Source organism: Kosakonia arachidis (genome assembly GCF_900116535.1).
GTDB classification, from domain to species: domain Bacteria; phylum Pseudomonadota; class Gammaproteobacteria; order Enterobacterales; family Enterobacteriaceae; genus Kosakonia; species Kosakonia arachidis.
The window spans coordinates 330,031-353,003 of sequence record NZ_FPAU01000004.1 but is presented as its reverse complement, the minus strand read 5'-3'; the positions used below and the strand labels follow the sequence as shown (position 1 = coordinate 353,003).

General features: G+C 56.7%; 23 protein-coding genes, 1 pseudogene and 1 riboswitch. Of the genes and pseudogenes, 2 read left to right on the top strand and 22 right to left on the bottom strand.

Features of this window, described 5'->3' with window-relative positions; genetic code table 11:
* Positions 1-136: 136 nt before the first annotated feature.
* The 4 genes from BM427_RS16545 to fusA all read right to left on the bottom strand — a co-directional run bounded on the left by BM427_RS16545 (position 137) and on the right by fusA (position 5,870).
* Positions 137-1,594 carry an efflux transporter outer membrane subunit gene (locus BM427_RS16545; RefSeq protein WP_090123852.1) on the bottom strand — a complete coding sequence of 486 codons (1,458 nt, stop codon included), beginning with the start codon at positions 1,592-1,594 and terminating at the stop codon, positions 137-139.
* A gap of 215 nt (positions 1,595-1,809) precedes the next feature.
* The gene (gene ldtA / locus BM427_RS16540; RefSeq protein ID WP_090123344.1) at positions 1,810-2,754 is read right to left on the bottom strand and encodes a L,D-transpeptidase; all 945 of its coding nucleotides are present in this window, start codon (positions 2,752-2,754) and stop codon (positions 1,810-1,812) included.
* 184 nt (positions 2,755-2,938) lie between these two features.
* Positions 2,939-3,448, bottom strand: a complete 510-nt coding sequence (locus BM427_RS16535; RefSeq protein WP_090123342.1) for a DedA family protein — start codon at positions 3,446-3,448, stop codon at positions 2,939-2,941.
* Positions 3,449-3,767: 319 nt separating this feature from the next.
* On the bottom strand, positions 3,768-5,870 hold the full coding sequence (gene fusA, locus BM427_RS16530; RefSeq protein WP_090123341.1) for an elongation factor G: 2,103 nt from the start codon (positions 5,868-5,870) through the stop codon (positions 3,768-3,770).
* Positions 5,871-6,089: 219 nt separating this feature from the next.
* Here fusA and BM427_RS16525 point away from each other — a divergent pair, with 219 nt between their 5' ends.
* On the top strand, positions 6,090-6,398 hold the full coding sequence (locus BM427_RS16525) for an ArsR/SmtB family transcription factor (RefSeq protein WP_090123339.1): 309 nt from the start codon (positions 6,090-6,092) through the stop codon (positions 6,396-6,398).
* A gap of 165 nt (positions 6,399-6,563) precedes the next feature.
* Here BM427_RS16525 and cobT read toward each other — a convergent pair whose 3' ends face one another.
* The 17 genes and pseudogenes from cobT to BM427_RS16440 form a co-directional block, all read right to left on the bottom strand.
* The gene (gene cobT / locus BM427_RS16520) at positions 6,564-7,622 is read right to left on the bottom strand and encodes a nicotinate-nucleotide--dimethylbenzimidazole phosphoribosyltransferase (RefSeq protein ID WP_090123337.1); all 1,059 of its coding nucleotides are present in this window, start codon (positions 7,620-7,622) and stop codon (positions 6,564-6,566) included.
* A 27-nt stretch (positions 7,623-7,649) separates the two neighbouring features.
* Positions 7,650-8,387, bottom strand: coding sequence for an adenosylcobinamide-GDP ribazoletransferase (gene cobS, locus BM427_RS16515; protein WP_090123335.1), 738 nt, complete (start codon positions 8,385-8,387; stop codon positions 7,650-7,652).
* Positions 8,384-8,929, bottom strand: a complete 546-nt coding sequence (gene cobU / locus BM427_RS16510) for a bifunctional adenosylcobinamide kinase/adenosylcobinamide-phosphate guanylyltransferase (RefSeq protein WP_090123333.1) — start codon at positions 8,927-8,929, stop codon at positions 8,384-8,386. Before cobU ends, cobS begins: the two co-directional genes overlap by 4 nt.
* Positions 8,923-10,446 (bottom strand): cobyric acid synthase, encoded by a 1,524-nt coding sequence (locus BM427_RS16505; protein WP_090123331.1) that lies wholly within the window; start codon positions 10,444-10,446, stop codon positions 8,923-8,925. Before BM427_RS16505 ends, cobU begins: the two co-directional genes overlap by 7 nt.
* Positions 10,400-10,672 (bottom strand): annotated as a pseudogene (locus tag BM427_RS26100) (hypothetical protein); the annotation flags it as partial. The gene BM427_RS16505 and the pseudogene BM427_RS26100, both read right to left, overlap by 47 nt.
* 132 nt (positions 10,673-10,804) lie before the next feature.
* The gene (locus BM427_RS16495; protein ID WP_090123329.1) at positions 10,805-11,515 is read right to left on the bottom strand and encodes a cobalt-factor II C(20)-methyltransferase; all 711 of its coding nucleotides are present in this window, start codon (positions 11,513-11,515) and stop codon (positions 10,805-10,807) included.
* Complete coding sequence (cbiK, locus tag BM427_RS16490) at positions 11,512-12,306, bottom strand: sirohydrochlorin cobaltochelatase (protein WP_090123327.1); 795 nt, start codon at positions 12,304-12,306, stop codon at positions 11,512-11,514. The genes BM427_RS16495 and cbiK overlap by 4 nt, the downstream gene beginning before the upstream one ends.
* Before the next feature lie 10 nt (positions 12,307-12,316).
* Complete coding sequence (locus BM427_RS16485) at positions 12,317-13,102, bottom strand: cobalt-precorrin-6A reductase (protein ID WP_090123325.1); 786 nt, start codon at positions 13,100-13,102, stop codon at positions 12,317-12,319.
* A complete protein-coding gene (locus BM427_RS16480; protein WP_090123323.1) occupies positions 13,099-13,824 on the bottom strand; it encodes a precorrin-3B C(17)-methyltransferase in 726 nt (241 codons plus the stop codon). Before BM427_RS16480 ends, BM427_RS16485 begins: the two co-directional genes overlap by 4 nt.
* Positions 13,824-14,879, bottom strand: coding sequence for a cobalt-precorrin 5A hydrolase (gene cbiG / locus BM427_RS16475; protein ID WP_090123321.1), 1,056 nt, complete (start codon positions 14,877-14,879; stop codon positions 13,824-13,826). The genes BM427_RS16480 and cbiG overlap by 1 nt, the downstream gene beginning before the upstream one ends.
* The gene (locus tag BM427_RS16470) at positions 14,860-15,633 is read right to left on the bottom strand and encodes a cobalt-precorrin-4 methyltransferase (protein ID WP_090123319.1); all 774 of its coding nucleotides are present in this window, start codon (positions 15,631-15,633) and stop codon (positions 14,860-14,862) included. The genes cbiG and BM427_RS16470 overlap by 20 nt, the downstream gene beginning before the upstream one ends.
* Positions 15,626-16,195, bottom strand: coding sequence for a decarboxylating cobalt-precorrin-6B (C(15))-methyltransferase (locus BM427_RS16465; protein ID WP_090123317.1), 570 nt, complete (start codon positions 16,193-16,195; stop codon positions 15,626-15,628). The genes BM427_RS16470 and BM427_RS16465 overlap by 8 nt, the downstream gene beginning before the upstream one ends.
* Positions 16,185-16,796: a precorrin-6y C5,15-methyltransferase (decarboxylating) subunit CbiE gene (gene cbiE / locus BM427_RS16460; protein ID WP_090123315.1), complete on the bottom strand. Its 612-nt coding sequence runs from the start codon at positions 16,794-16,796 to the stop codon at positions 16,185-16,187. The genes BM427_RS16465 and cbiE overlap by 11 nt, the downstream gene beginning before the upstream one ends.
* Positions 16,790-17,926, bottom strand: coding sequence for a cobalt-precorrin-5B (C(1))-methyltransferase CbiD (cbiD, locus tag BM427_RS16455; RefSeq protein ID WP_090123313.1), 1,137 nt, complete (start codon positions 17,924-17,926; stop codon positions 16,790-16,792). The genes cbiE and cbiD overlap by 7 nt, the downstream gene beginning before the upstream one ends.
* A complete protein-coding gene (locus BM427_RS16450) occupies positions 17,923-18,561 on the bottom strand; it encodes a cobalt-precorrin-8 methylmutase (RefSeq protein WP_090123312.1) in 639 nt (212 codons plus the stop codon). The genes cbiD and BM427_RS16450 overlap by 4 nt, the downstream gene beginning before the upstream one ends.
* 11 nt (positions 18,562-18,572) lie before the next feature.
* The gene (gene cbiB / locus BM427_RS16445) at positions 18,573-19,529 is read right to left on the bottom strand and encodes an adenosylcobinamide-phosphate synthase CbiB (protein ID WP_090123310.1); all 957 of its coding nucleotides are present in this window, start codon (positions 19,527-19,529) and stop codon (positions 18,573-18,575) included.
* Positions 19,526-20,905 carry a cobyrinic acid a,c-diamide synthase CobB gene (locus BM427_RS16440; RefSeq protein WP_090123308.1) on the bottom strand — a complete coding sequence of 460 codons (1,380 nt, stop codon included), beginning with the start codon at positions 20,903-20,905 and terminating at the stop codon, positions 19,526-19,528. The genes cbiB and BM427_RS16440 overlap by 4 nt, the downstream gene beginning before the upstream one ends.
* A gap of 100 nt (positions 20,906-21,005) precedes the next feature.
* A riboswitch (cobalamin riboswitch) is annotated at positions 21,006-21,186 on the bottom strand.
* 407 nt (positions 21,187-21,593) lie between these two features.
* On the opposite strand from BM427_RS16440, the gene BM427_RS16435 reads away from it, so the two are divergent.
* On the top strand, positions 21,594-22,460 hold the full coding sequence (locus BM427_RS16435; protein WP_090123306.1) for a GHMP family kinase ATP-binding protein: 867 nt from the start codon (positions 21,594-21,596) through the stop codon (positions 22,458-22,460).
* Between the two features lie 31 nt (positions 22,461-22,491).
* Here the strand turns inward: BM427_RS16435 and BM427_RS16430 are convergent, their stop codons facing one another.
* Complete coding sequence (locus BM427_RS16430) at positions 22,492-22,827, bottom strand: DUF496 family protein (RefSeq protein WP_139234425.1); 336 nt, start codon at positions 22,825-22,827, stop codon at positions 22,492-22,494.
* Positions 22,828-22,973: the final 146 nt, after the last annotated feature.

The following is a 22,973-nucleotide window of genomic DNA, read 5'->3' as shown; positions in this document are numbered from 1 at the left end:
AAAGCGGCAGGCGGAATGAATGAATATAGTTACGCCACATGATGATATGTGCGCCACTCATCCCGCCTTTTAGTTCCCCTACTCTACGCACTCTATGATGCAAATAAATATCATTTATTTAACGTTAAACATCAAATTAATTGATGCTCGCTGCGGGGTGGCTCTCCGACTGCGTAACCAGCCCACCGCCAAGCTGTTCAATCAGCAAAATATTCTGATCCATCATGTCGCCTTGCAGCTGCGCGACACTGCGATCTGATGCCAGAAGCTGATCTTGCAATGAGAGAACGTCCAGCCACGGTCGCAATCCAGCTTTAAACTGTGCGGAAACGTCGTCCCACGCACTGTGCGCGAGTTTGTCGGCATCTTCCGTTTGTGCAATCTGCTGCTCCAGCGATTTCAAATTCACAATCGAGGTGCTGATATCGCCCAGTGATGAAATCAGCAGGCTGTTATAGTGAGCGACCGCCAGATCCCACTCTGCGTTACTGCCCGCTAAATCCGCCCGACGCTTGCCTCCGTCGAAAATTGGCAGCGAAAGCGTCGGCCCGACATTGAAAAACTGACTCGGCGCGCCGACAAACGCATCGCCGAGAAGATTGCGCGTACCGGCTTCAGCAACGAGGTTGATATTGGGGTAGAACTCGGTTTTCGTGGCTTTAATCTGTTTTTCCGCCGCTTCTACACGCCAGCGCGCGGCAACTACATCCGGCCTGCGCCCGACTAACTCCGCCGGAATGCTCGACGGCAGTGTCGTTTGCATTGCCGGGTTGCTCTCTGACGGTTTCAGATGGTGCCAATAATCCGGTCCCTTACCGACCAGCGTGGATAACTTGATTCCCGCCGCGGTGACATTTTCCTGCGCCTGTAATAATGCGGTTTGGGCATCTTTATCGTTAGCCATTGCCTGTTTGTATTGATATTCCGGTGAAATACCACCGTGATAAAACTGACGCTGAATAGCGCTTATTTTTGCCAAACGTTCGGCATTGGCGGCCGCTATTTTTTCTAATTTCCAGGCAAGGTTTAAACTATTCCATGCGCGAGCAATATTGGCCGATAAACCGAGCGCAGCGGCTTGTTTATCCAGCTCCGCCGCTTTGGCATTGCCTAAAGCCGCCTGCCAGGCCGCTTTCTTGCCGCCCCATAGATCCAGCTCATAGCTGGTGCCGAGTGAGGCAGTGCGCAGCGTGCTGTAAGTTTTACCCACCAGCAAAGGATCATCGACGCGAGCGACGCGGGAGCGGGTAATGCTGGCATCCATATTAATATCAGGCAATTGTGCAGCTCTGGCGCTGACTACCATGGCATTGGCCTGATCCGCACGAGCGTTCACTTCCTGCAAGCTGGGGCTGGACGCCAGCCCGTCGCGGATCAGCACATCAAGTTGTGGATCGTTAAAACGCTCCCACCAGTTACCTTTGGGCCAGTTTGCCGGGCTTAAAGTGACTTGCGACAGCGTATTTTTCGCCGCCAGCGAATCCGGGTTTAACATTTTATTGTGAGTATGAAGCCCTTCAGATGTGGCGCAACTGGTTAATACCAGAGCAGCCAGTACGGTCATGGCTTGTTTATTTACTGCCGGAGTTCTCATTATGTTGTTGCCCTGCTGCCGGAACACGAATAACCAGGATAGGAAGGAATATCCTACCGTCCGTTCACAGTGCGCAATATTGCCATTCCGTGCGTTGAAATAAAAAGAAATAACAAAATCATTATTCAGTAAAAATAAAAACATAAACAATCCACACTTTCTTCATTTTGTGGAGTTTATTTTTCAGAATATTTCTATAAATAAAATGGCGCCGCTTACAGGCGTTGTTTATCGGTCTGTCCGGGCTGAATACTAATATTCACCGGCATCCCCGAACGGCGTTTAAGTTCGGCAGATGCCCGGCTAACATTGACCTCACCGCCTTTCATTAGCGCCTGCAGTAGCGGCGTGGCCGGTAATGGAACTTTATTGCTGGATTCAAACTCCGCGCGATTGCGCGAGAGTGGTTCGTGAACTTCCAGCCAGCGGCTGCCATCTGGCTCGGTGGTCATCTTCACCGGTTGATCGATCACCTGCACGCGCGTTCCGACCGGAACGTTATCAAAAAGATATTTGATATCCGCATTACGCAGGCGAATACAGCCCTGACTGACGCGTAACCCAATACCGAAGTTAGCATTAGTACCGTGAATGGCGTACAGCTTGCCGATATAGATAGCATACAGCCCCATCGGGTTGTCCGGCCCGGCGGGCACAAAAGCGGGCAAGGTTTTCCCCTCTGCGGCATAGGCTTGACGGGTTTTTGGCGTCGGCGTCCAGGTCGGCCCTTCTTGTTTACGTTCCACCGCGGTAACCCAGTTACGCGGCGTTTCCCGCCCCGCCTGACCAATGCCGATTGGCAGAATCTCTACCGTGTTGCCCTCTTTCGGGTAATAGTAAATGCGCATCTCCGCGACGTTGACGACAATGCCTTCACGCACCGTATCGGGCAGGATTACCTGCTGGGGAATAATCAGCTGTGAACCCGCTTTTGGCAGGAACGGATCGGCATCGGGGTTCGCTTCCAGCAAATTGCTCAATCCCTGTCCGTACTTTGCGGCAAAGGCTTCCAGCGGCAAGGTATTGCCCTGCTCGATAGTGATGGTTTGTGGGCTTCCCACCAGTCTGCTGCCCTCGGGAGGCAAAGGGTAGCTGACTGCCAGCGCAGCGCGGGTTGAGATCAAGGCAAGCAGGCAGCAAAGCAGTTTTACACGGCGCATGGCAGCATTCCTTAAAAACGGCGGAGATAAAATAAGCATAGCCCGTTTTATACATTTTCTTCTTTTTTACAGCACGTTATGACGTAGCGAGAAAAACTTACACTCCCGGTTTATCGTGCGTGGCGAATACTATACGCGCGGTAAAAATTCTGACATACCGGGCAAGCAGGCATTTATGATCGGCTTAGCTAAATAAAGGCAACACGAGACTAAAACCGCCAACATAAAGCGCTGACCAGCTCGCCGCAGAGATCAGACTGACTGCATATACTTTCACCGGATGAAGCCGCAACACGCCAGCCACCAATGGCACAATGTAACGCAGCACAGCAATAAAGCGAGAAGTGAAAAGTACCGGTACAGCACTGTTTTGCAACCGACGGCGAACCCGCACGACCGTATCGGCATGACGTGACATTATGCGTGCAAACCAGGGGAGATGCCCTGTCATCATACCCAGATGATAATTAACGATTGTCCCGCACCATGCACCGACCATGACAGCAATGCCCGCTTCCCATGACGAAAGCGTCGCCTTACCAACGGAAATGACCGCGACCAACATGACAGATGCTGGCGGTAATACCGCTGAAATGAGGAACGTCGATTTTGTGAATGCTATTGCAAAAAGAAGCCCCCACAGTCTGAATGGATGAAGCGCTACATGGCTCATCAGAACGTTTACCCACTCCATCAATGCTCCTTCTCCCTTTCGTAAACGTTTTTATACCAACATTTTTTATGGTTCACCAAATGTGGGTATAGCGCGCGGGCTGAGGGAGCCCATAAATCAGCGCGAATAAACCCGCACTCTATTCGGGTAAGTTCTGGCCAGGGGGTTAGGACGGAAAAATATCTGACATACCAGGTAAGCAGGCATAGACGTGATCTCATTGAATGGGTTGCATAACTCAGTAGATCACAACATTCTATGCCGCTTTTTTTACCTTTTTACCCGCCCATGACTGGGAATTTCTCAGCGCCGAAGCGGGTTTGCTTTCAGAACATCACGGTCAGGCTTTGGCGCGGCTGGCGATGATCTCGTCCGCCACATTGCGCGGCGCTTCTGCGTAGTGATGGAACTCCATACTGTATGTTGCACGCCCCTGCGACATGGAGCGCAGCGTGGTGGAGTAACCGAACATCTCAGCCAACGGAACGTCAGCGCGGATGATCTGACTGCCGAAGCGCTCTTCCATACCCTGCACCATACCGCGACGGGAAGAGAGATCGCCCATTATGTTACCGGCGTACTCTTCCGGCGTTTCCACCTCTACGTGCATCACCGGCTCCAGAATTGCCGGATCCGCTTTACGTGCACCCTCTTTGAAACCAAAGATGGCCGCCATGCGGAACGCCATTTCCGACGAGTCGACATCATGGTAGGAACCGAATGTCAGCGTCGCTTTCACATCCACCACCGGATAACCAGCCAGTACGCCGCTGTTCATGGCTTCGCGCAGCCCTTTCTCCACGGAAGGAATGTACTCGCGCGGCACCACGCCGCCTTTGGTAGCATCTTCAAAGATAAAGCCGCTACCCGGCTCCAGCGGTTCGAGCGTCAGTACCACATGGCCATACTGCCCTTTACCACCGGACTGACGAACAAACTTGCCTTCAATGTCTTTCACGGTTTTACGCAGCGTTTCACGGTAAGTCACCTGCGGGCGACCGATGTTAGCTTCCACGCCAAACTCACGTTTCATACGGTCGACGATAATCTCCAGGTGCAGTTCACCCATACCGGAAATGATCGTCTGGCCGGACTCTTCATCCGTGTGCAGACGGAACGACGGATCTTCGGAGGCCAGTCGTTGCAGCGCGATACCCATTTTTTCCTGGTCCGCTTTGGTTTTCGGCTCGATAGCCAGCGAAATCACCGGTTCCGGGAATTCCATACGCTCCAGCGTGATCACCGCATCCGGGTCGCTTAAGGTATCGCCGGTGGTGACATCTTTCAGCCCGACACAGGCCGCGATATCACCGGCGCGCAGTTCATCCACTTCATGGCGATCGTTGGCATGCATCTGCACGATACGACCAATACGTTCTTTCTTACCTTTTACCGGGTTATAGACCGCATCGCCTTTTTTCAGCACACCGGAATAGACGCGGATAAAGGTGAGCTGGCCGACATACGGGTCGGTCATCAGTTTAAACGCCAGCGCCGAGAACGGTTCGTCATCGCTCGGGTGACGTTCCGCAGGTCGGCCTTTTTCATCCACGCCCTGAATGGCAGGAATATCCAGCGGCGACGGCATCAGTTCAACAACTGCATCAAGCATGCGCTGCACGCCTTTGTTTTTAAAGGCGCTGCCGCACAGCATCGGCTGGATCTCCCCGGCGATCGTGCGTTTGCGCAGACCGGCAATGATGTCGGCTTCGTCTAGCGAACCGGTTTCCAGATATTTATCCATCAACGCTTCGCTGGCTTCCGCCGCCGCAGAAACCATTTTTTCCCGCCATTCCAGCGCAGTCGCCTGTAATTCTTCCGGCACCGGCGCGTAGCTGAAGACCATACCCTGCGTGGCGTCGTCCCAGATGATTTCACGCATTTTGATCAAATCCACTACGCCGGTGAAATGCTCTTCAGCGCCAATCGGGATCACGATCGGCACCGGGTTGGCTTTCAGACGATCGATCATCATCTGCACCACGCGGAAGAAATCCGCGCCGGGGCGATCCATCTTGTTGACGAAGGCCAGACGCGGCACGTGATATTTGTTGGCCTGCCGCCAGACAGTTTCCGATTGCGGCTGCACGCCGCCCACCGAGTCATACACCATGACTGCACCGTCGAGTACGCGCATGGAGCGTTCCACTTCAATGGTGAAATCCACGTGCCCGGGGGTATCAATAATATTGATGCGGTGCGGCTCATAACTTCTGTCCATTCCGGGCCAGAAGCAGCTCACCGCCGCAGAAGTAATGGTGATCCCGCGCTCCTGCTCCTGCGCCATCCAGTCGGTTGTTGCCGCGCCATCATGTACTTCCCCCAGTTTGTGGCTCATCCCGGTGTAAAACAGGATGCGCTCGGTGGTGGTTGTTTTACCGGCATCGATATGCGCGGAGATACCGATGTTGCGATAACGTTCGAGGGGGATGGGTCGGGGCATGATGCGTCCTTAGTCATTTGACTTCAGTTCGCGGCCGGAATTGGCCGCAATTCATTGGCATGTATCATAGTACAAATGTACGAGTATATTCGAACTATTTTTGCTATTATAACAATTGTTGAGTCAGAACTGACGTCGTGGCTTTAAAAATCGCGTTTGCGTATAGTACCGGCCCGACCGTGACTCTCTTAAGTCAGGCCACCGCTACACAGGAATATTATGATCGCTAATCACCCAGAACGTGAGCAATTTCGCCTGGAAAATGTGCTCTTCGCCCTCGGTAACCCACTGCGCCTGGCGATGATCAAACGGCTCGCCGATGGCGCTGAACTGAGCTGCAATACCTTGCGGCCGCAGGATGTTGCGAAGTCGACCATGACGCATCACTGGCGCGTATTACGCGACAGCGGCGTGGTCTGGCAGCGCCCACAAGGGCGAGAAAATATGATTTCGCTGCGCCGGGAAGATCTGGACGCCTGCTTCCCGGGGCTGCTGGATACGCTGTTGCAGGTGATGCAACGGTCGTAAGCCCGTCAACCGCCACCTGCAACATTGACTCGCTGAAGGTGGCAGGTGGCGAGTTACCAACGCTGATCCCACGTAACGTTTTTCCTTCACCCGCTTTATAAGTCAGCGAGGCAGGATGGAAGGCTTCCTTTCTCGTTTAAACATCATTGCCCGGCGCTGCCGCAGCTATTTGGTTTCCGGCAACACGATATTGCTCGCCGCCAGCGTACCCATGTTGTTGTAAATCGCGCAGGCAGCATCCACCAGTTGCATCGCCAGCGCTGCGCCGCTACCCTCGCCGAGCCGCATGCCCATATTCAGATACGGCTCCAGACCTAAATGTTCGAGTGCGATGCGCGCCCCTTTTTCCGCCGAGAGATGCGACGGGATCAGATACGGTTTTACCTGCGGCGCAATACGGCAGGCGGCCAGCGCCGAGGCGTAAGAGAGGAAACCATCAAGCACCACCGGCAAACCGCAGGTTGCCGCGCCAAGGATCACCCCGGTCATGCCGAGCAGATCATACCCCCCCACTTTCTCCAGTACATCAAGGCCATCGGCCGCATCCGGCTGGTTCACCGCAATGGCTCTGCGTACCACCTGCGCTTTATGACCAAGCAGCGTTTCCGGTAGATTGGCACCAATACCTACCACCGATTCCGGCGCTTCACCGGTCAGGACGCTGACAATCGCCGCTGCGGGCGTGGTGTTGGCCATTCCCAGTTCGCCAACGCCAAACAACGTCACGCCCTGCGCTGCCAGTTCGCGGGTATAGCGCATCGTTTCCAGCAGCAGTTCCTGCGCCTGGGCGCTGCTCATCGCCGGGCCGCTGGCGATATTCCCACTGCCGCGAGTTACCTTCATATTGACGAGGCCAGGGATCGGATCGGCATCAATACCGACATCCAGCACATGGACTTTCGCCCCGGCCTGCGCCGCCAGCACACAGACGCCCGTGGTGCCCTGTGTCATGTTCGCCGCCTGAATGGCGGTAACCACCTGCGGTGAAATCGTCACACCTTCATGCCAGACGCCGTGATCGGCGCACATCACCACAATCGCCTTTTCGCCGATGCGCGGCGCACCTTTCAGCCCCGGCATCCCTGCCAGTTGTACCGCCAATGCTTCCAGTCGTCCCAGGCTGCCTTGCGGCTTGAGTAAACCATCCAGATGAACCCGGGCCTGCGCCATCGCCACGTCATCGGGTACCGGAATGCTTGCCAGTAATGTCGTTAATCTCTGCATGCTGCTTCTCGTTATGTTGTGGGCTGTTTATAACAACGCCAGAAGAAAAATCAGTTCGCCAAGTTCAATGGCCGCGCCAAGCGTATCGCCGGTCTGACCGCCAAGTGTGCGCTTCAACATCTGCCCGAGCAGAAATACCGCCGCCAGCGTCACCAGCAGCGCAATAAGCCCTTTCGCGCCCAGCAGCCCGATCGTTACCAGCGCGGTAATGATGAGCGTGACTGACGTATCGCGCCCCGAAACTTTGCCGATAAACAGATTGCCGAGCCCCTCTTCGCGGGCGTAGCGATGACCGAACATCAGTAGCACCGAGCAGCCACGTCCTGCGGCACAGGCCGCCGCCAGTGCTGCGATCATCGGCGCGTCACGCAGTTGCAATTCGCTAAGGGTGAGGATTTTCGCTGCCAGCACAAATACCAGCGCCAGGCCACCTTGTGTGCCGAGACGGCTATCACGCATGATCTCCAGCATCCGCTCGCGCCGCCGGGCGGAAAAAACGCCGTCGCAGGTATCGGCAAGGCCATCAAGATGGAAGCCGCCGGTCAGCAGCGCCAGTGCCAGCACGCAGAACAGCGCCGCCAGAGGAGCGCCGCACCACGGCTGTAATATCACCAGTACGCCGCCGCTAATAGCGCCCAGCAGCACGCCGACCAGGGGGAAAGTGATAATCCCGCGCACATAATCTGCGACATCCAGCCCCTGCACCCAACGCTCTGGCACGGGCAGACGGCTGATAAATGACAGCGTGGCGAAGAACAGTTTCATTTGATTTTGACTCCAATTCCGGAAACCACCAGCCAGACGTGATCCGCCGCCTGCGCCAGCCGCTGATTGACGCGCCCGGCAATATCGCGGAAATGCCGCGCGAGGCGGTTTTCAGGCACAATGCCCATGCCTACTTCATTGGTGACCAGCACCACTGGCGACGGGCAGGCCACGCAGGCGGCTATCAGCGCCTCAATTTCCTGCTGTACCTGCATTTCCAGCGCCATGTAATCCCATTGTTCCGGGTCACGCTCGCCGCCAAAGGCAAACAGTAGGTTGGTGGTCAGCGTGGTAATGCACTCCAGCAACACGGCTTCACGGCTATCGTTGTTGGGAGTAATGATCTCAGCCAGCTGCTGCCAGCGCTCTTCGGTACGCCAGTGAGCCGGACGGCTCGTACGATGGTGTGCAATACGCGCCGCCATTTCCGCATCAAAGATCTCTGAAGTGGCGATATAAAGTACGCGACTGGCGTCTGCGACCAGCGACTCAGCGTGGCGACTCTTGCCGCTGCGCGCCCCGCCGGTAACAAGGGTTAACATGATTTCTCCTGATGTTGCTGCATAATCTGGTAGATACGATCGATGTCGACATGCTTGCGCATGGCGTCGGCGAGGATATCAAACTGCTGGGCTTTATAGTCGGCATAATTGACAGCAATATCGAGCGGCCCAAGACCTTTACGTTCGCGCAGGCTGTTCAACAATGCGCGGGTAAACACATCGCTGTCGAACAGGCCATGCAGATAAGTGCCAAATACCAGACCGTCATCACTGACTGCGCCATCCATGACGCGCTGACCGTTTTTTTCTAACCACAGTGCCGGGCGGCAACGGCTTTGCCGTGTTGTTTCGCCCATATGGATCTCATATCCACGCAGCGCCAGCCCGGCGCAGTTCGCCAGCCAGCCGGGCAATGTCTCTTGCAAACGGGCCTCAACAAGCGTGGTGGTTTTATCCTGTGCGAAATGGGTGACGGTATCGAGCAGCCCCAGCCCTGGCTGCGTACCCAGCCCGGACTCCACCTCGTCAACGATCGTCTCGCCGAGCATCTGGTAGCCACCACAAATGCCGATCATAGGTACCCCCGCGCAATGCCTGGCAAGCAGCGCCTTCGCCAGACCGCTTTCGCGTAGCCAGTGAAGATCGCCGAGGGTGTTTTTACTGCCCGGTAAAATCACCAAATCCGCGCCCTGCAACGCATCGGGCGAGAGCACGTAGTGCACACGCACATCTGGCTGCGCCGCCAGCGCGTTAAAATCGGTGAAATTGGCAATATGCGGAAACTGTACCACTGCAATATCCAGCGCCCTCTCGCCGGTGTTCAGGTATTTGCCACGTTGCAGCGTCACACCGTCTTCATCTTCGAGATCGACGTCCAGCCACGGCATCACACCGATGACCGGAACACCCGTCAGTTCTTCAATCTGTTTTATGCCAGGTGTCAGTAGCGCAATGTCGCCGCGGAATTTATTGATGATCACCCCTTTGACTCGCCAGCGCTCATGCTCCTGTAGCAGCGCCAGCGTGCCGTAAATGGCCGCAAAGACGCCGCCGCGATCGATATCCGCCACCAGGATAACCGGACACGCGGCCATTTCCGCCATGCCCATGTTGACGATATCCCGATCGCGCAGGTTGATCTCCGCCGGGCTGCCAGCGCCTTCCAGCACCAGCGCGTCGTACTCCTGCGCCAGACTGTGCCAGACACGCATAATTTGCGCCCGCAGATGCGGTTTGTAGTCGTGATAGCTAACGGCATCCATGTTGGTCGCCACTTTGCCCATCAGCACCACCTGCGCTTTATGGTCGCTGGTGGGTTTAAGCAGCACCGGATTCATACGCACATCCGGCACGATACCCGCTGCTTCCGCCTGGAATATTTGTGCGCGCCCCATCTCCTGGCCATCCGGCGTAATACCAGAATTGAGCGCCATATTCTGCGATTTAAAGGGGGCAGTTTTCAGCCCGTTCTGATAAAAAATGCGGCACAGCCCGGCCACCAGCACGCTTTTACCCACATCTGAGGCGGTGCCCTGCAACATAATCGCCAGTGTCATGACGCCTCCTTAACCTGCATCGCCCGCACGCGGGCATAAAATTCATCTCACGTTTACACAGCGGCAAACCCCACTCGCTATGCAGTTTTACCCGCCACGGCTGCGTCAGCCCGGTTTATTCCATCAGCGTCTGGCGTAGGTATTCACCGTGATGCAGCACATAGACTGCATCACAAATTTCATAAATCAAATCAATATTGTGGCTGGAGATCATCACATCTGCCCCCTACGCGCCAGGCGGGCTGTGGACGCAGCCCGCAGCAAGGATTTTACCTGCATCACCCACGCGCCAGCCTCGACATGGGCAATCGCGCCGCGACAAACCCGCAGTACGACAGCCGTTTCGGTTGTTGCGTTTTTATCTTCTCTCCCACTGTTTATTCACCAGAATGGTCGAAAAATAGGGCAGCGGTTGATCATCACGGACCTCGCTAAGCTGCCGCCAGCACTGCTCGCCGGGCAGCGTGGCTTCCGCCATCATCAGGGCGTGTTCCAAAAGCCCCGCTTGCGCCAGCAATGTTTTGATACGGGCAAAACGGCCATAGACTTTCATCAGCACCAGGCTGTCGTGTTGCTGTAACGCCTGGCGGATTTCCTCCTCCGGCGCGGTACAGGACACGACACCCAGCGACTGTTGCTCCATTGCCAGCGGCATCTGCGCGCGTGCGGCAATGGCGGCAAACGACGTGACGCCAGGGACAATCTCCAGCCACTGCGGCTGGACAAGCCGTTGCAGCAGGAATACCCAGGTGCTGAACAGCATCGCATCGCCGAGGGTAATAAACCCCACCTGTTTACCAGCCTGCACTTCCGCTGCCAGCGCAGCGGCGACTTCGTCCCATACGCCTTCTTTTTCCGCACTGTCAGCGCTCATTGGAAAGTGGCAACAGCGCACTTCGGTCTGCACACCGAGGTACTCACGCACGATGGAAAGCGCCAGGCTGTCGCCGCCTTTGCGCCCTGCCGGGGCATACAGCACATCGAGTTGTCCGAGAATACGTGCGCCGCGCACGGTGATCAGATCCGTAGCACCTGGACCAGTACTTAGCGCATAGAGTTTACCGCTCATGCTGCAACCTCCATCCTCTGCGCCAGCGCCTGATGCAGATGCTGAACGAACATCGCACGCACATCGGCATTCTCGCCTAAGCCCTGTAACCACGGCGTTGCGGCAATACCGACGCGCTCAAACTGCGTCTTCCATGAATCATCGTCATCCGACGCCATATCGTTGATCGCATGGTCACCCGCCACCAGCATCAGCGGCATCAGGTGTACCGCTTTCACCCCTTCATGGCGAAGGTCGTCGATCAACAGATCGATTTCCGGGTAGCTCTCAACTGCGCCAACCCGTGCCGGAAAACGGTGCGCAGCCATCATATGGTCGAGGCAGGCGTAAGCTGCAAAAGCGTGATGGCTGGCGCCGTGGCCCATAAACACCACGCGCTCATCAGCAGCGACCTGCGGCATCTGTCGGGAGAGTGCCTGCATCAGATGCAGATAATCTTCGTGGCTGTTGAGCAGCGGCGCGCCAATCACCAGCCGTTTGAACAGCGGGCGCAGCGTCTGGACTTCACGCGCGATTTTTTCGTATTCGTCGCCGTTGATAATGTGCAGCGACTGGATCGCCACATCCTGATATCCCTGTTCAGCCAGCTCTTGCAGCGCCTCCAGCGGCGTGTCGATATGCAGGTTATCGCGCTGTTTGAGCTTGCGAATGATCATCCCGGAGGTAAAGGCGCGAAATAGCACACGATCCGGGCAGCTCGCCGCCAGATCGCGCTCGCAGGCGACAATGTTCTTTTCACACGTGTCGTGATAACTGGTGCCAAAACTCACCACCAAAAGGGCTTTCTTCATTCTGTTCTCCTTACTGTGCCGCCAGCCAGCGTTGTAAACGTCCGGCAAACGCATCCTGACCGTTAAGTAACTCGTCGCCCACAACCAACGGTTTTGGCCGGGCAATCACAATGCACGGAATGCCAGCATCCAGCGCAGGCTGTACTTTTTCCAGATAACCCCCTTCCGCGCCGGAGGCTTTGGTGATCATCACCTCAACGCAGTACTGACGATAAAACGCGGCGTTAAATTCGGCGCTAAACGGGCCGCACAGCGCGAAGATCTCTCCCACGCCAAACCCCAGCGCGGCACACTGCGCCAGCACATCCGCCACGGGTAGAACACGCGCCAGCAGCGTTTTCCCCGGCAATCCGTCGCGCCAGCGCGCAAGATCTTTGCTGCCAGTGGTCAGCAAGATGCGCTCACCCAGGTGACGGGCTTTGTCGCAGGCTTCCTCCAGCGTGGCGACGTTGAACAACAGCGGATGTTGCAGCTCCGGCTGTTGTTCCGGACGCTGATAACGGCTCAGCAGCACCTGCGCCTGGTGACAGGCGCGGGCAATATTGCGACTGACAACTTCGGCGTAGGGGTGCGAAGCATCGATCACCCAGCGCGTGTTGTTCTGTCTGAGCCATGTAACCATCTCGCCCATCTCCAGCCGCCCGCAGCGCACCTGACCGCGAATGTTGCCTGCCAGTTGCGTGCCGGTCGGCGTGGCGACCGACAGTGTGTAACGCACTCCGGCTTCATCCAATTGCTGGCAAATCAGCCGCGCATCGCTGGTGCCGCCAATCACCAGCACTTTGCCTGCCGTCACAGGGTGTAACCTCGTGGGGTGATCATCAGACCGTTTTGCACATAAGTGGCGCGGTTACCGACAATCACCAGGCTGGTCATATCCACGGGTGCAAAATCCATCTCGCCGAGCGTGGTCAGCCATTTTTCCTCTTTCTTGCGCCCGGCAGATTTCACCACGCCCACTGGCGTGTTGGCATTTTTGCTGGCCGCCAGCAGTTCGAATGCTCGCGCCAGATGCCCTTCGCGGCCCCGGCTGCGTGGGTTGTAGAAGCAGATAACGAAGTCCGCTTCACCGGCCGCGATAATGCGTTTTTCGATAACCGCCCATGGCGTCATCAGGTCGCTCAAACTGATATGGCAGAAATCGTGCATCAACGGCGCGCCCAGCAGCGCAGCGGCAGCAATGCTGGCGGTCATACCCGGCACCAGCCGCACTTCCACATCCAGTTGCTGCTTGTTAACCAGCTCAAGCACCAACCCGGCCATACCGTAGATCCCGGCGTCACCGCTGCTGACCAGCGCCACGTTATGCCCGGCCTGCGCCAGCTCAATGGCCGCCTGGCAGCGTTCAATCTCTTTGCACATGCCGGTTTTGATCACCTGTTTATCGCCGGTGAAAGCTTTGACGAGGTGCGTGTAGGTTTTGTAGCCCACCACAATTTCCGCCGCCTGTAGCGCGTCAATGGCCTCCATGGTCATCATTGCCTGTGAGCCGGGTCCAATCCCGATTACCGTCAACATCAGTGCGATACTCCCAAAGTAATTGTCACCCCCTGCTCTCGCAGGGTCTCACCGACCAGTTGCCCCTGGCTCATCAGCCAGGCTACCGGGCCGGAAACGCTACCCACGCCCACTCTCTTGTGGACAAATTCCGAGGTCGGAAAGCGATGTTCGTGCTGACGCAGCACCTGCACGGTAAAAATTTCAAACGGCACCCGCAGGCTCTCCGCCAGTTGCAGTAGCCCTTTCTCATCCTGCTTTAAGTTGATGCTGCCAATCGCCCGCAGCGCCAGCGGATCAAATGCCTGTGCCTGAAACTGGCGTTGCAATAACGCCAACAGCAAGGAAAACGGCGTATCGCGCCGACAGCCTATCCCCGCTACCACACGCTTTGGCACCAGTTTGAACACCGGTACGGGCAGCGCAGGCAGTTGCGCACGGGTGGACACGCAGACCAGCCCGTCCAGCTCCGGCAGGACATCAAGGCGCGTGACGGGGATAAAACCACGCGTGTCGCAGCTTGCTACCTCCTCACGCAACCCCTCTTCACACCACAGGCCTATGCGTTTCCCGCTTACCAGCATGTGGTTGATGGTCTTTACCGCCGCGCGAAAATCCTCCATCCGTGCATCAAGCTGGCAGGCAAGTGTGTCCAGCGCCGCCAGTTCGTTTACGTCAGTCGCCGTGGTGATCACCGGATCGGCATCCAGTACGCCCGCCAGATAACGCGTCAGCGCATTCGCGCCGCCGTAGTGGCCAGAAAGTAGGCTGATCACATGCTGGCCACGTTCATCAATAACGATCACCGCAGGATCGAGAAATTTGTTGTTGACCAGCGGTGCAATCGCCCGTACCGCAATGCCCGTTGCGCCGATAAACACCACCGCCGAGTAGTGGCAAAATGCCTCGCGCAGGCTCTGCGCAAAGCTGCCTTCAAAGGGCTGAAAGCCGTCGGTGAGCAGCTTCTCGCTGGTAAAGCAGGTCATCGGCAGCGCCGCTTTCAGACGGCTTGCCAGCGCCACGCCCCCCGGTGTCAGGCAGAACAGCGCAATCGATTCAGGCTTTACGGTATTCATGGCTAAAGTCCGCTGCATAAAGCCGCGAGTAGTGGTACTCCTCGCCAAGAAATGCGCCAACGAGAATCAGTGCGGTTTTACGGATGCCTGCTTCGCGCACTTTGTCGCCGATATCAGCCAGCGTGCCGCGTACCGTCTTGCTCTGTGGCCATGTGGCTTTGTAGATCACCGCCACCGGCGTGGTCTGTGAATAGCCGCCTTCAATTAAACGCTCCGCCACGCGGTGGATGCGCTGTACGGAAAGGTAGATAGCCATAGATGTCTGATGGCGGGCGAAGGATTCAAGCTGCTCGCGCTCTGGTACAGGTGTACGCCCTTCCAGGCGGGTAATGATCAGGCTCTGCGACACTTCCGGTACGGTGTACTCAATGCCCAACTCTGCCGCCGCGCCGAGAAAGGCGCTGACGCCCGGCACCACCTGCCAGCGTATGCCGAGCCGGGTCAACGCTTCACCCTGTTCACGCACGGAGCCATAAAGCGAAACATCACCGGTTTGCAGGCGCACCACCACTTTCCCGGCGTTTACTCCGTCTTCCATCAGGTCGATAATTTGCTCAAGATGCAGTTCGGCGCTGTCATGACATACCGCGTCAGCCGGGCAATACTCCAGCAGTTCGGTGTTGATGAGCGATCCGGCGTAAATCACCACCTGAGCCTGTTGCAACAGCCGGTAGCCTTTCAGGGTGATCAGTTCACGGTCGCCCGGCCCGGCACCGACAAACCAGACCGTTTGTGCATCAGCGTTATCAGCCATGCGGCTTCTCCTTTTCGCAGGAAATCAAAAAGACAGGATTATTCGCTTTGAAGTAATGGCCGCTGCCCAGCCCGGTAAGCTGGGAGGTCTGGATTTGCTGGCAATCCAGCGCGGCAACCCGCAGGGTGTGCAGGTGTGAGAGCGCGCTATTAAGGTTCTCCTGTAAAATAAAGGTCATCACCAACCGCCCCCCGGGGTTAAGCTGCACCAGCGACCAGTCAATCAGTTTCGCCAGGTTGCCGCCGTTGCCGCCCATAAACACCGCATCGGCAGGCCGATCGACAAACAGTGGCGCAACACCGGTGACGATGGCGATATTGTGGCAGCCAAAGTGCAGGCAGTTCTCTTCCAGCAGGCTTAACGCCGCCGGGTTACGCTCGATGGCGGTGACCTGCAAGCCCGGATGTGCCAGCGCCGCTTCAATACTGACACTACCGGTACCCGCGCCGATATCGATCAGGTGCTGCGCACGATGCAATTCCAGCTTCGACAGCGCCAGTGCACGCACTGCCTCTTTGGTCATTGGCACCTTTTCACCACGGATAAACCGCTCATCTTTCATTGAGGATCACCACCACATTCATCGCATATTCGGCCTGTACTTCCGCCGGACGCAGCCGGTGGATGCGCTCATCGTCGAGCCCTAAGTTTTCCCCGATCACCAACCAGCACTTTTCTGTACCGCGCGCCATCAATGCCTCGGCAATCGCTTTTGGCCCGCACTTTGCGTCAGTGACCATCGCCACTTTGCGCGCCCGGGCCAGCGCGTCGAAATCCACTACCCGCCCGTGGCTGCTGGTGAGCCAGATATCATTCATATCGATGCCCGTGCGTGCGCAGAGATACTGCACGGCGCTAATACCGGGAATAATGCGCAACTGCCCGATACCAAAATGCGCGACCAGACGGGTGCCGATGCCGTAAAACAGCGGATCGCCGGAAGCCAGCACCACCACGCGCCGTTGCTGTTGCTGTTGTTGCTCAAGCCACGCTAACAGGCCGGGGATGTCGGCATCCAGAACACGGACTTCACCGCAAAAATCGGCAAACTGTGCCAGGTGGCGTTTGCCGCCGACCAGCACGTCTGCCTGCGCCACGGCCTCCAGTGCCTGCGGCGTCATCAGTGCGAGGTTACCCGGTCCCATGCCGGCAATGGTTAACATTTCAGCTCTCCGACAATCTCTTCAATTGGGCGATTCGCGCCCAGCACGTTGTTATCAAAAGAGAACATCACCGCATCACACTGCGGCGGGTCTTGCGTGAAACGCAGCATTTGCGCGATGCGCAGGCAGATTCGCTGCGCCAGATGCGTGTAAAGATGGCTGAACCCGGCAGCGTCGATGTACTCCATTGCCGCTTCGGTGGTGTCGCAGTCACTGACCTTCAGCAGCAGATCATGCGGTGCGCCGAGCAGCGCCAGGTGTGCGACCAGCGTCTCCATCCGCGCATCCGCGATATGGCTGTGGGTATGAAAAATGCCGGCGGCGATTTTCACCAGCTTGCCGGGATGGCCGACCAGTACGATCTGCCGATAGCCCAGACGTACCGCCTCTTCAATCATGTAGCCAACAAAGTTGCTCATCGTCACTACCCGCTCGCCGGAGACGCCAAGCTGCTCACGCACGAAGCGCTCGCCGTGGTTGCCCGGGACGAGAATCACCCGATCCATACCGGCCGCGCGCTTCAGCTCCAGCTCCAGCGACAGCGAGCGTTTCCAGCTCTCTTCTGACATCGGCGTCACGATACCGGTAGTACCAATAATCGAAATACCGCCGATAATGCCGAGCCTGCCGTTATAGGTTTTCTTCGCTCGCTCTTCGCCTTCCGGGGCAAAAATTTCCACCTGCGCACCGCGCGTAGGGCCAATCACTTCACGCACGGCGGCTTCGATGGTCTGGCGCGGAGTGCGGTTAATAGCTGCTTCCCCCACCGCCAGACCAATACCTTTGCGGGTGACGGTACCGACGCCTGCACCGCCGCGCAGAACAATCCGGTCATCATCGGTGAGCGTGACGCGGGCAAAGATCAGCATGCCGTGGGTGGCATCCACATCGTCGCCGCCGTCTTTGCGAATGGCGGCAATCGCCTGCTGGCCTTCAATGTGCGGCGATTCCACATTCAGATGCAGGGTGACGCCAGAAGGGGTGACAATTGAGACCTGGTGAATGATGTGCTGACGCAGCACCATCAACGCCGCAACTTTTGCCGCTGCGGTGGCGCAGGAACCGGTGGTATAGCCTTTGCGCAGGGCTTTGCCGTTGTGCCACACCGGATCGTCGAAGGTCTGGCTCATTGCGCTTCCTGCAAGTGATAGAGCAGCGCATTAACAATCGCCGCAGCCACATTGCTGCCGCCCTTGCGACCTCGCGAAGCAATGGTGGGCAAACCGCTCTCGACCAACGCCTCTTTCGATTCTGCAGCACCGACAAAACCGACCGGCACGCCAACCACGCCGCTGACCGGCACCTTGTGTTCCAGCAGGCGGAATAACGCTGTAGGCGCATTGCCAAAAACAAAAATTTTCTCTTCTGCTTCCGCTTCTGCCAGCGCCAGATCGACCGCCGCCATCGAGCGGGTGATCCCCTCCTCTTTGGCTTTGCGCACCACCCGGGGATCGGAGATGTAGCAACGGACTTCGCCGCCGGATTGCGCCAGCAACCGCTTGTTAATGCCGGAGAGCGCCATCGTGGTGTCGGTATAAAGGGTACAGCCTTGCGTTATCGCCCCGCACAGATGTTGCAGCGCATCATCGGAAAACCACAAAATATCAAGCCAGTCGAAGTCAGCGGTAGTGTGGATGACCCGTTTGATTACCGCCTCATGCAGTGGACTGGCAAAACAATAATCGGGGCGGGTTTGCTGGATAATCTCGCCGATAATGACGAAACTTTTGGCTTCAATAGCCTGCGGTTGCTGCAAATAATCCATCGTCTTTATCCTTATGCGCCCGCAAGGGCAAGATGTATCAGCGCAAACAGCGCCAGCGCCAGCGTGGCGGCAAGCCACATCATGCGAATGGTGCGGGGAATGTCATCCGGTGTAATGGCATGGAGATCATCGCCAATCCACGGTTTTTCGACCCGCTGGCCGAAGTAGTCATTAGGCCCGCCAAGGCGCACGCCCAGTGCCCCGGCAACTGTTCCTTCCGGCCAGGCGCAGTTGGGGCTGCTGTGGTTGCGCCGGTCACGAAAACCGATACGCAGTGCATTGCCCACGTGATGACCTGCGAGCCATGCCGCCATACTGAGTAACAGCCAGCTCAGACGCGCCGGGATAAAATTGGCAACATCATCCAGTCGTGCGCTGACCATGCCGATTGCGCGGTATTTTTCATGCTTGTAGCCCACCATCGAATCCAGGGTATTGACCGCTTTGTAAGCCATTGCCAACGGCGCGCCACCAAGCAATAAAAAGAACAGCGGCGCAATCACGCCATCGACGGTGTTTTCCGCGACAGTCTCCACTACCGCGCGGGTGATTTGCGGCGGCTGGAGCTGCGCGGTATCGCGACCGACAATCCACGACAGCTTTTCGCGGCTTTCGGCGAGAGAACCGAAGCGCAGCGCCTGCTCCACTTCCCGTGCCATATCCGCAAGACAACGTGTGGCAAGTAGGGTGTAAATCATCCAGACCTCCACGCACCAGCCGAACCAGGGATTCATTGTCCGCGCCAGCACGAGCACTCCCCAGGCAACGCTCCAGGTGATACCCACCACCAGCAGCCACATCACGCCGCCACCGATGCGCAATGCAGTATCGCTGCGGCACACACGCCGGACGGCACTTTGCACGAGGTTGATCAGTGCGCCGATCCAACGCACCGGATGCGGCCAGTGCGGCGGGTCGCCAAGTATGCGATCGAGTAGAAATGCGAAACACCAGGCCAGCAGCGTCATGACGCACTCCTTGCTGCAGCGAACCAGTGTTCCAGCATCGTTGGACGCTGGGCGAAATGCAGATGCAAATAGCTGGCAAAGGTGTTACCCACCTGCCAGCCGCCCTGCCAGCGCTTCAGCACTTCGCCATCGCGCGTTTTATGGCACGCCAGCACGGCATCGCCACACGGGGTGAAATCAGAATAGTGAAACTCGTGGCCGCGCAGGGTTTCCCCTTCGGCAGCAAGTAAGGTCTGCTGCGTTGCGCGGGCTTCGCAGTAGCCAAAGCGGGTGAGCTTATTGTTCATCCGGCTGTGGCCAGGGATAGCACCAACCATCGGCCACTCATCGCCTGTGGCATCCACCAGCGTATCGCCGAGATACATCAGGCCACCGCATTCGGCATAGATCGCCACGCCACGCTGGTGCGCAGCGAGAATGGCATCCCGCATCGACTGGTTTGCCGACAATGCACGCGCGTGCAACTCCGGATAACCGCCGCCCAGCCATAGCATCTGGCATGTGGGCAATTCATGGTCGTGCAGCGGGCTAAAACGCACGATGCGCACACCGGCGTATTCAAGCAGTTGCAGATTATCGGCGTAGTAAAAGTTGAAGGCTTCGTCGTCGGCCAGCGCCAGCGTCAACCCTGCTCCCGCCGCTGGCGCGGGCATGGCAGGAAGCTTTCCCTGTGGCAGCGTGGTTGTCTGACTCAGGGCGAGTAAGCGGTCAATATCAAGGGTCTGTTCCAGGCGTGTGGCAAAGTCATGCCATGGCTGCGCGTCGACAACCGACTCGCGAGCAGTGACCAGACCGAGATGCCGTTCCGGCAGCGCTACGCCCGGAGAAACGGGAACATACCCCAGCACCGGTAAGTGACAGTAATGCTCAATAGCGTGTTTCAGCAGTTGAAAATGGCTATCGCTGTTTACCCGATTGACGATCGCTCCGGCAATGTGCAACTGCGGGTCAAAGTGCTGAAATCCCATGACCGTGGCGGCAATGGAGGTGGATACGGCTTTGCCATCGACCAGCAGGATCACCGGAACCGCAAGCTGTTTTGCCAGCGCTGCACTGCTGCAATAGTCGGGGTCGGAGCCGTGGCCATCATAGAGCCCCATCACGCCCTCAATCACAGCAACATCGGCGGTAGCGAAATGTTGACGAAACAGCGCATTTAACACCGGCGGCGGTAGCATAAAGCTGTCGAGATTGCGGGAAGCCACGCCGGTAACGGCACTGTGCCAGGCGGTGTCGAGATAGTCCGGCCCCACTTTGAAGGGCTGGACACGTAAACCGCGACGTTGCAGTAAGGTGAGCAATCCGAGCGTGACGGTCGTTTTCCCACAGCCGCTGCCGGTTCCGGCAAGGATAAAGGCGCTGCGTCTGTCTGACATTCCGGTAACCCCGTGGCGGTCAGGAAGAACGGAGCCAGGACGCGTGTTGACCCGGTCTTTCGACCGTACGCGACTGAGCAACCCACTTCCCACCGAAGTTGTTGATAATGTCCATCAGGCCGGTCTTCTGGCTTAGCGTCATCCTCTCCCGTCCTTCCCAATCTTACGATCAGTGGCGATTACGGGGTCGTCAGCATCACAGCAGCGGGGGCTGCGGGGGATTGACACCCCCTTCCCAGCCGCAAAAACACTTGCGGCAAACCTGATAGATTTTTAATCACGGCTCGTCATTATTGCCCTGATTTTCCCTGAGCGCACTATATCGCAGCAGGGGAATAAAAACGGGTTCAGTTTATAGTTGGGTAAACAATAATTTGTTGCGCTATGACAATTTGTTGCGCACCCTTTTCATCAAACCCTTGCATATTAAGGCTGCAGACAGTTCTCAGACCCATTCGGAATAACAAAATATTGTTAACGGAAATTTAACCGCCCTCATAATTTGCATTATTTTGCAGGCGAAACTCTTGCGGAATCAGTTAATAGATCTGGCGAAAGGCATTGGATAAATAGCGGGGCCGCTGAGTTCATGCCCCTGCGTTGATTGTACCGTGAGAGGTAGTGAATTCTGGCGTTCGCAGTGTCAAAGTGACACTATCCGGGCTTTGATTGTGAAGGGAGTGACAGCGTGGCGTTGGCGCATTGTCCCGCATCGTGCGGTGAAATAATCCAGGGCTGGATCCTGGGAGGTGAAAAACTGGTCTCCTGCCCGGTGGACTGGTACAGCAGTGTCGAAGTAACGTACGGCAAACCTCAGGTGAATGAACGGCCGCTGACGCGTCGTATGGTTAATCAGTTACTGGCGCACTGGCAGTTACCTGCAACACTGACGCACACACTGCGCATCGAGTGCAGATCTACCATTCCCATGGCCAAAGGCATGGCCAGCAGCACTGCGGATATTGCCGCCACCGCTATGGCAACGGCCCGTCATCTTGAGCAACCGCTGGATGAGAAAACGCTGGCACAACTGTGCGTGGCGCTGGAACCGACCGACAGTACCCTCTTTTCTCGCCTGACGCTGTTCGATCACAATACCGCTGCAACACAGATTACCTGCGGCGGTTTGCCGGAGTGTGACGTGCTGCTGCTTGAAAGTCCGCTAACCTTGACCACGGCCGCTTATCATCGTCTGCCGCGCCAGCAGGCACTGCTGGAAAATGCCCTCATACTGGATAAAGCATGGTGCCTGTTGCAGCAGGCTTGCGTGGAAAATGATGCCGCGCGGCTGGGAGAAGCCGCGATGTTAAGCGCGATTGCCAGTCAGGTGCTGCTGCCGAAACCCGCGTTTCCCGCTCTGATAGAACTGGTGGAGCGTTGCGATCTGTATGGACTGAATGTTGCCCACAGCGGAAGCGTGGTCGGGCTGTTGCTTGATAGTCAGCGCCATGATGTAGAAAGCGTTCGCCGGATGTTGAAAGAGACCGGGTTGACGGCGCACTGGCCGCAAAATTATCTGCTGAAAATGGTGGCAGGAGGCGTACTGGAAGGGTGAGAGGCGCACCTCTCACCGCTCGCTGGAGGTGTTATTCCGCTTTTGGCTCACTTGGCTTCAGTTCGCCCATGGTTTTGAGTTTTTTGGAGATTTCGCGGCGCTCTTTTGAAAGTTCGGCATTTTTGATGATGTAATCATCCACGCGATCTTCGTAGTCGGTCTTCATACTGGCGATAATGCCATGGATCTCTTCTATGCTCATCCCTGGTTTAATATAGTCGCTCAGGTTGTCCAGCAACAGCACGCGCTTCTGGTTATCACGGATCTTCTTCTCCACGTCCTGGATTTCGCGCTGCAATTTATTTTTGCGGCGGAACAGACGCACAAACTCCAGAACATCCTGGAATGAAGGCTTACTTGTTTCCATTTTTACACCCCTGATAATGTGAGATTCGGATTCGTTAAAGCAACCATCTTAGAGGCAAACCTACCCAATGTGGCCGCATAAGACAATGGTTTTTCCTGTCGGCTATCATAACCGTAAATGTAGCTGAATCGAAACAACCCAACAAC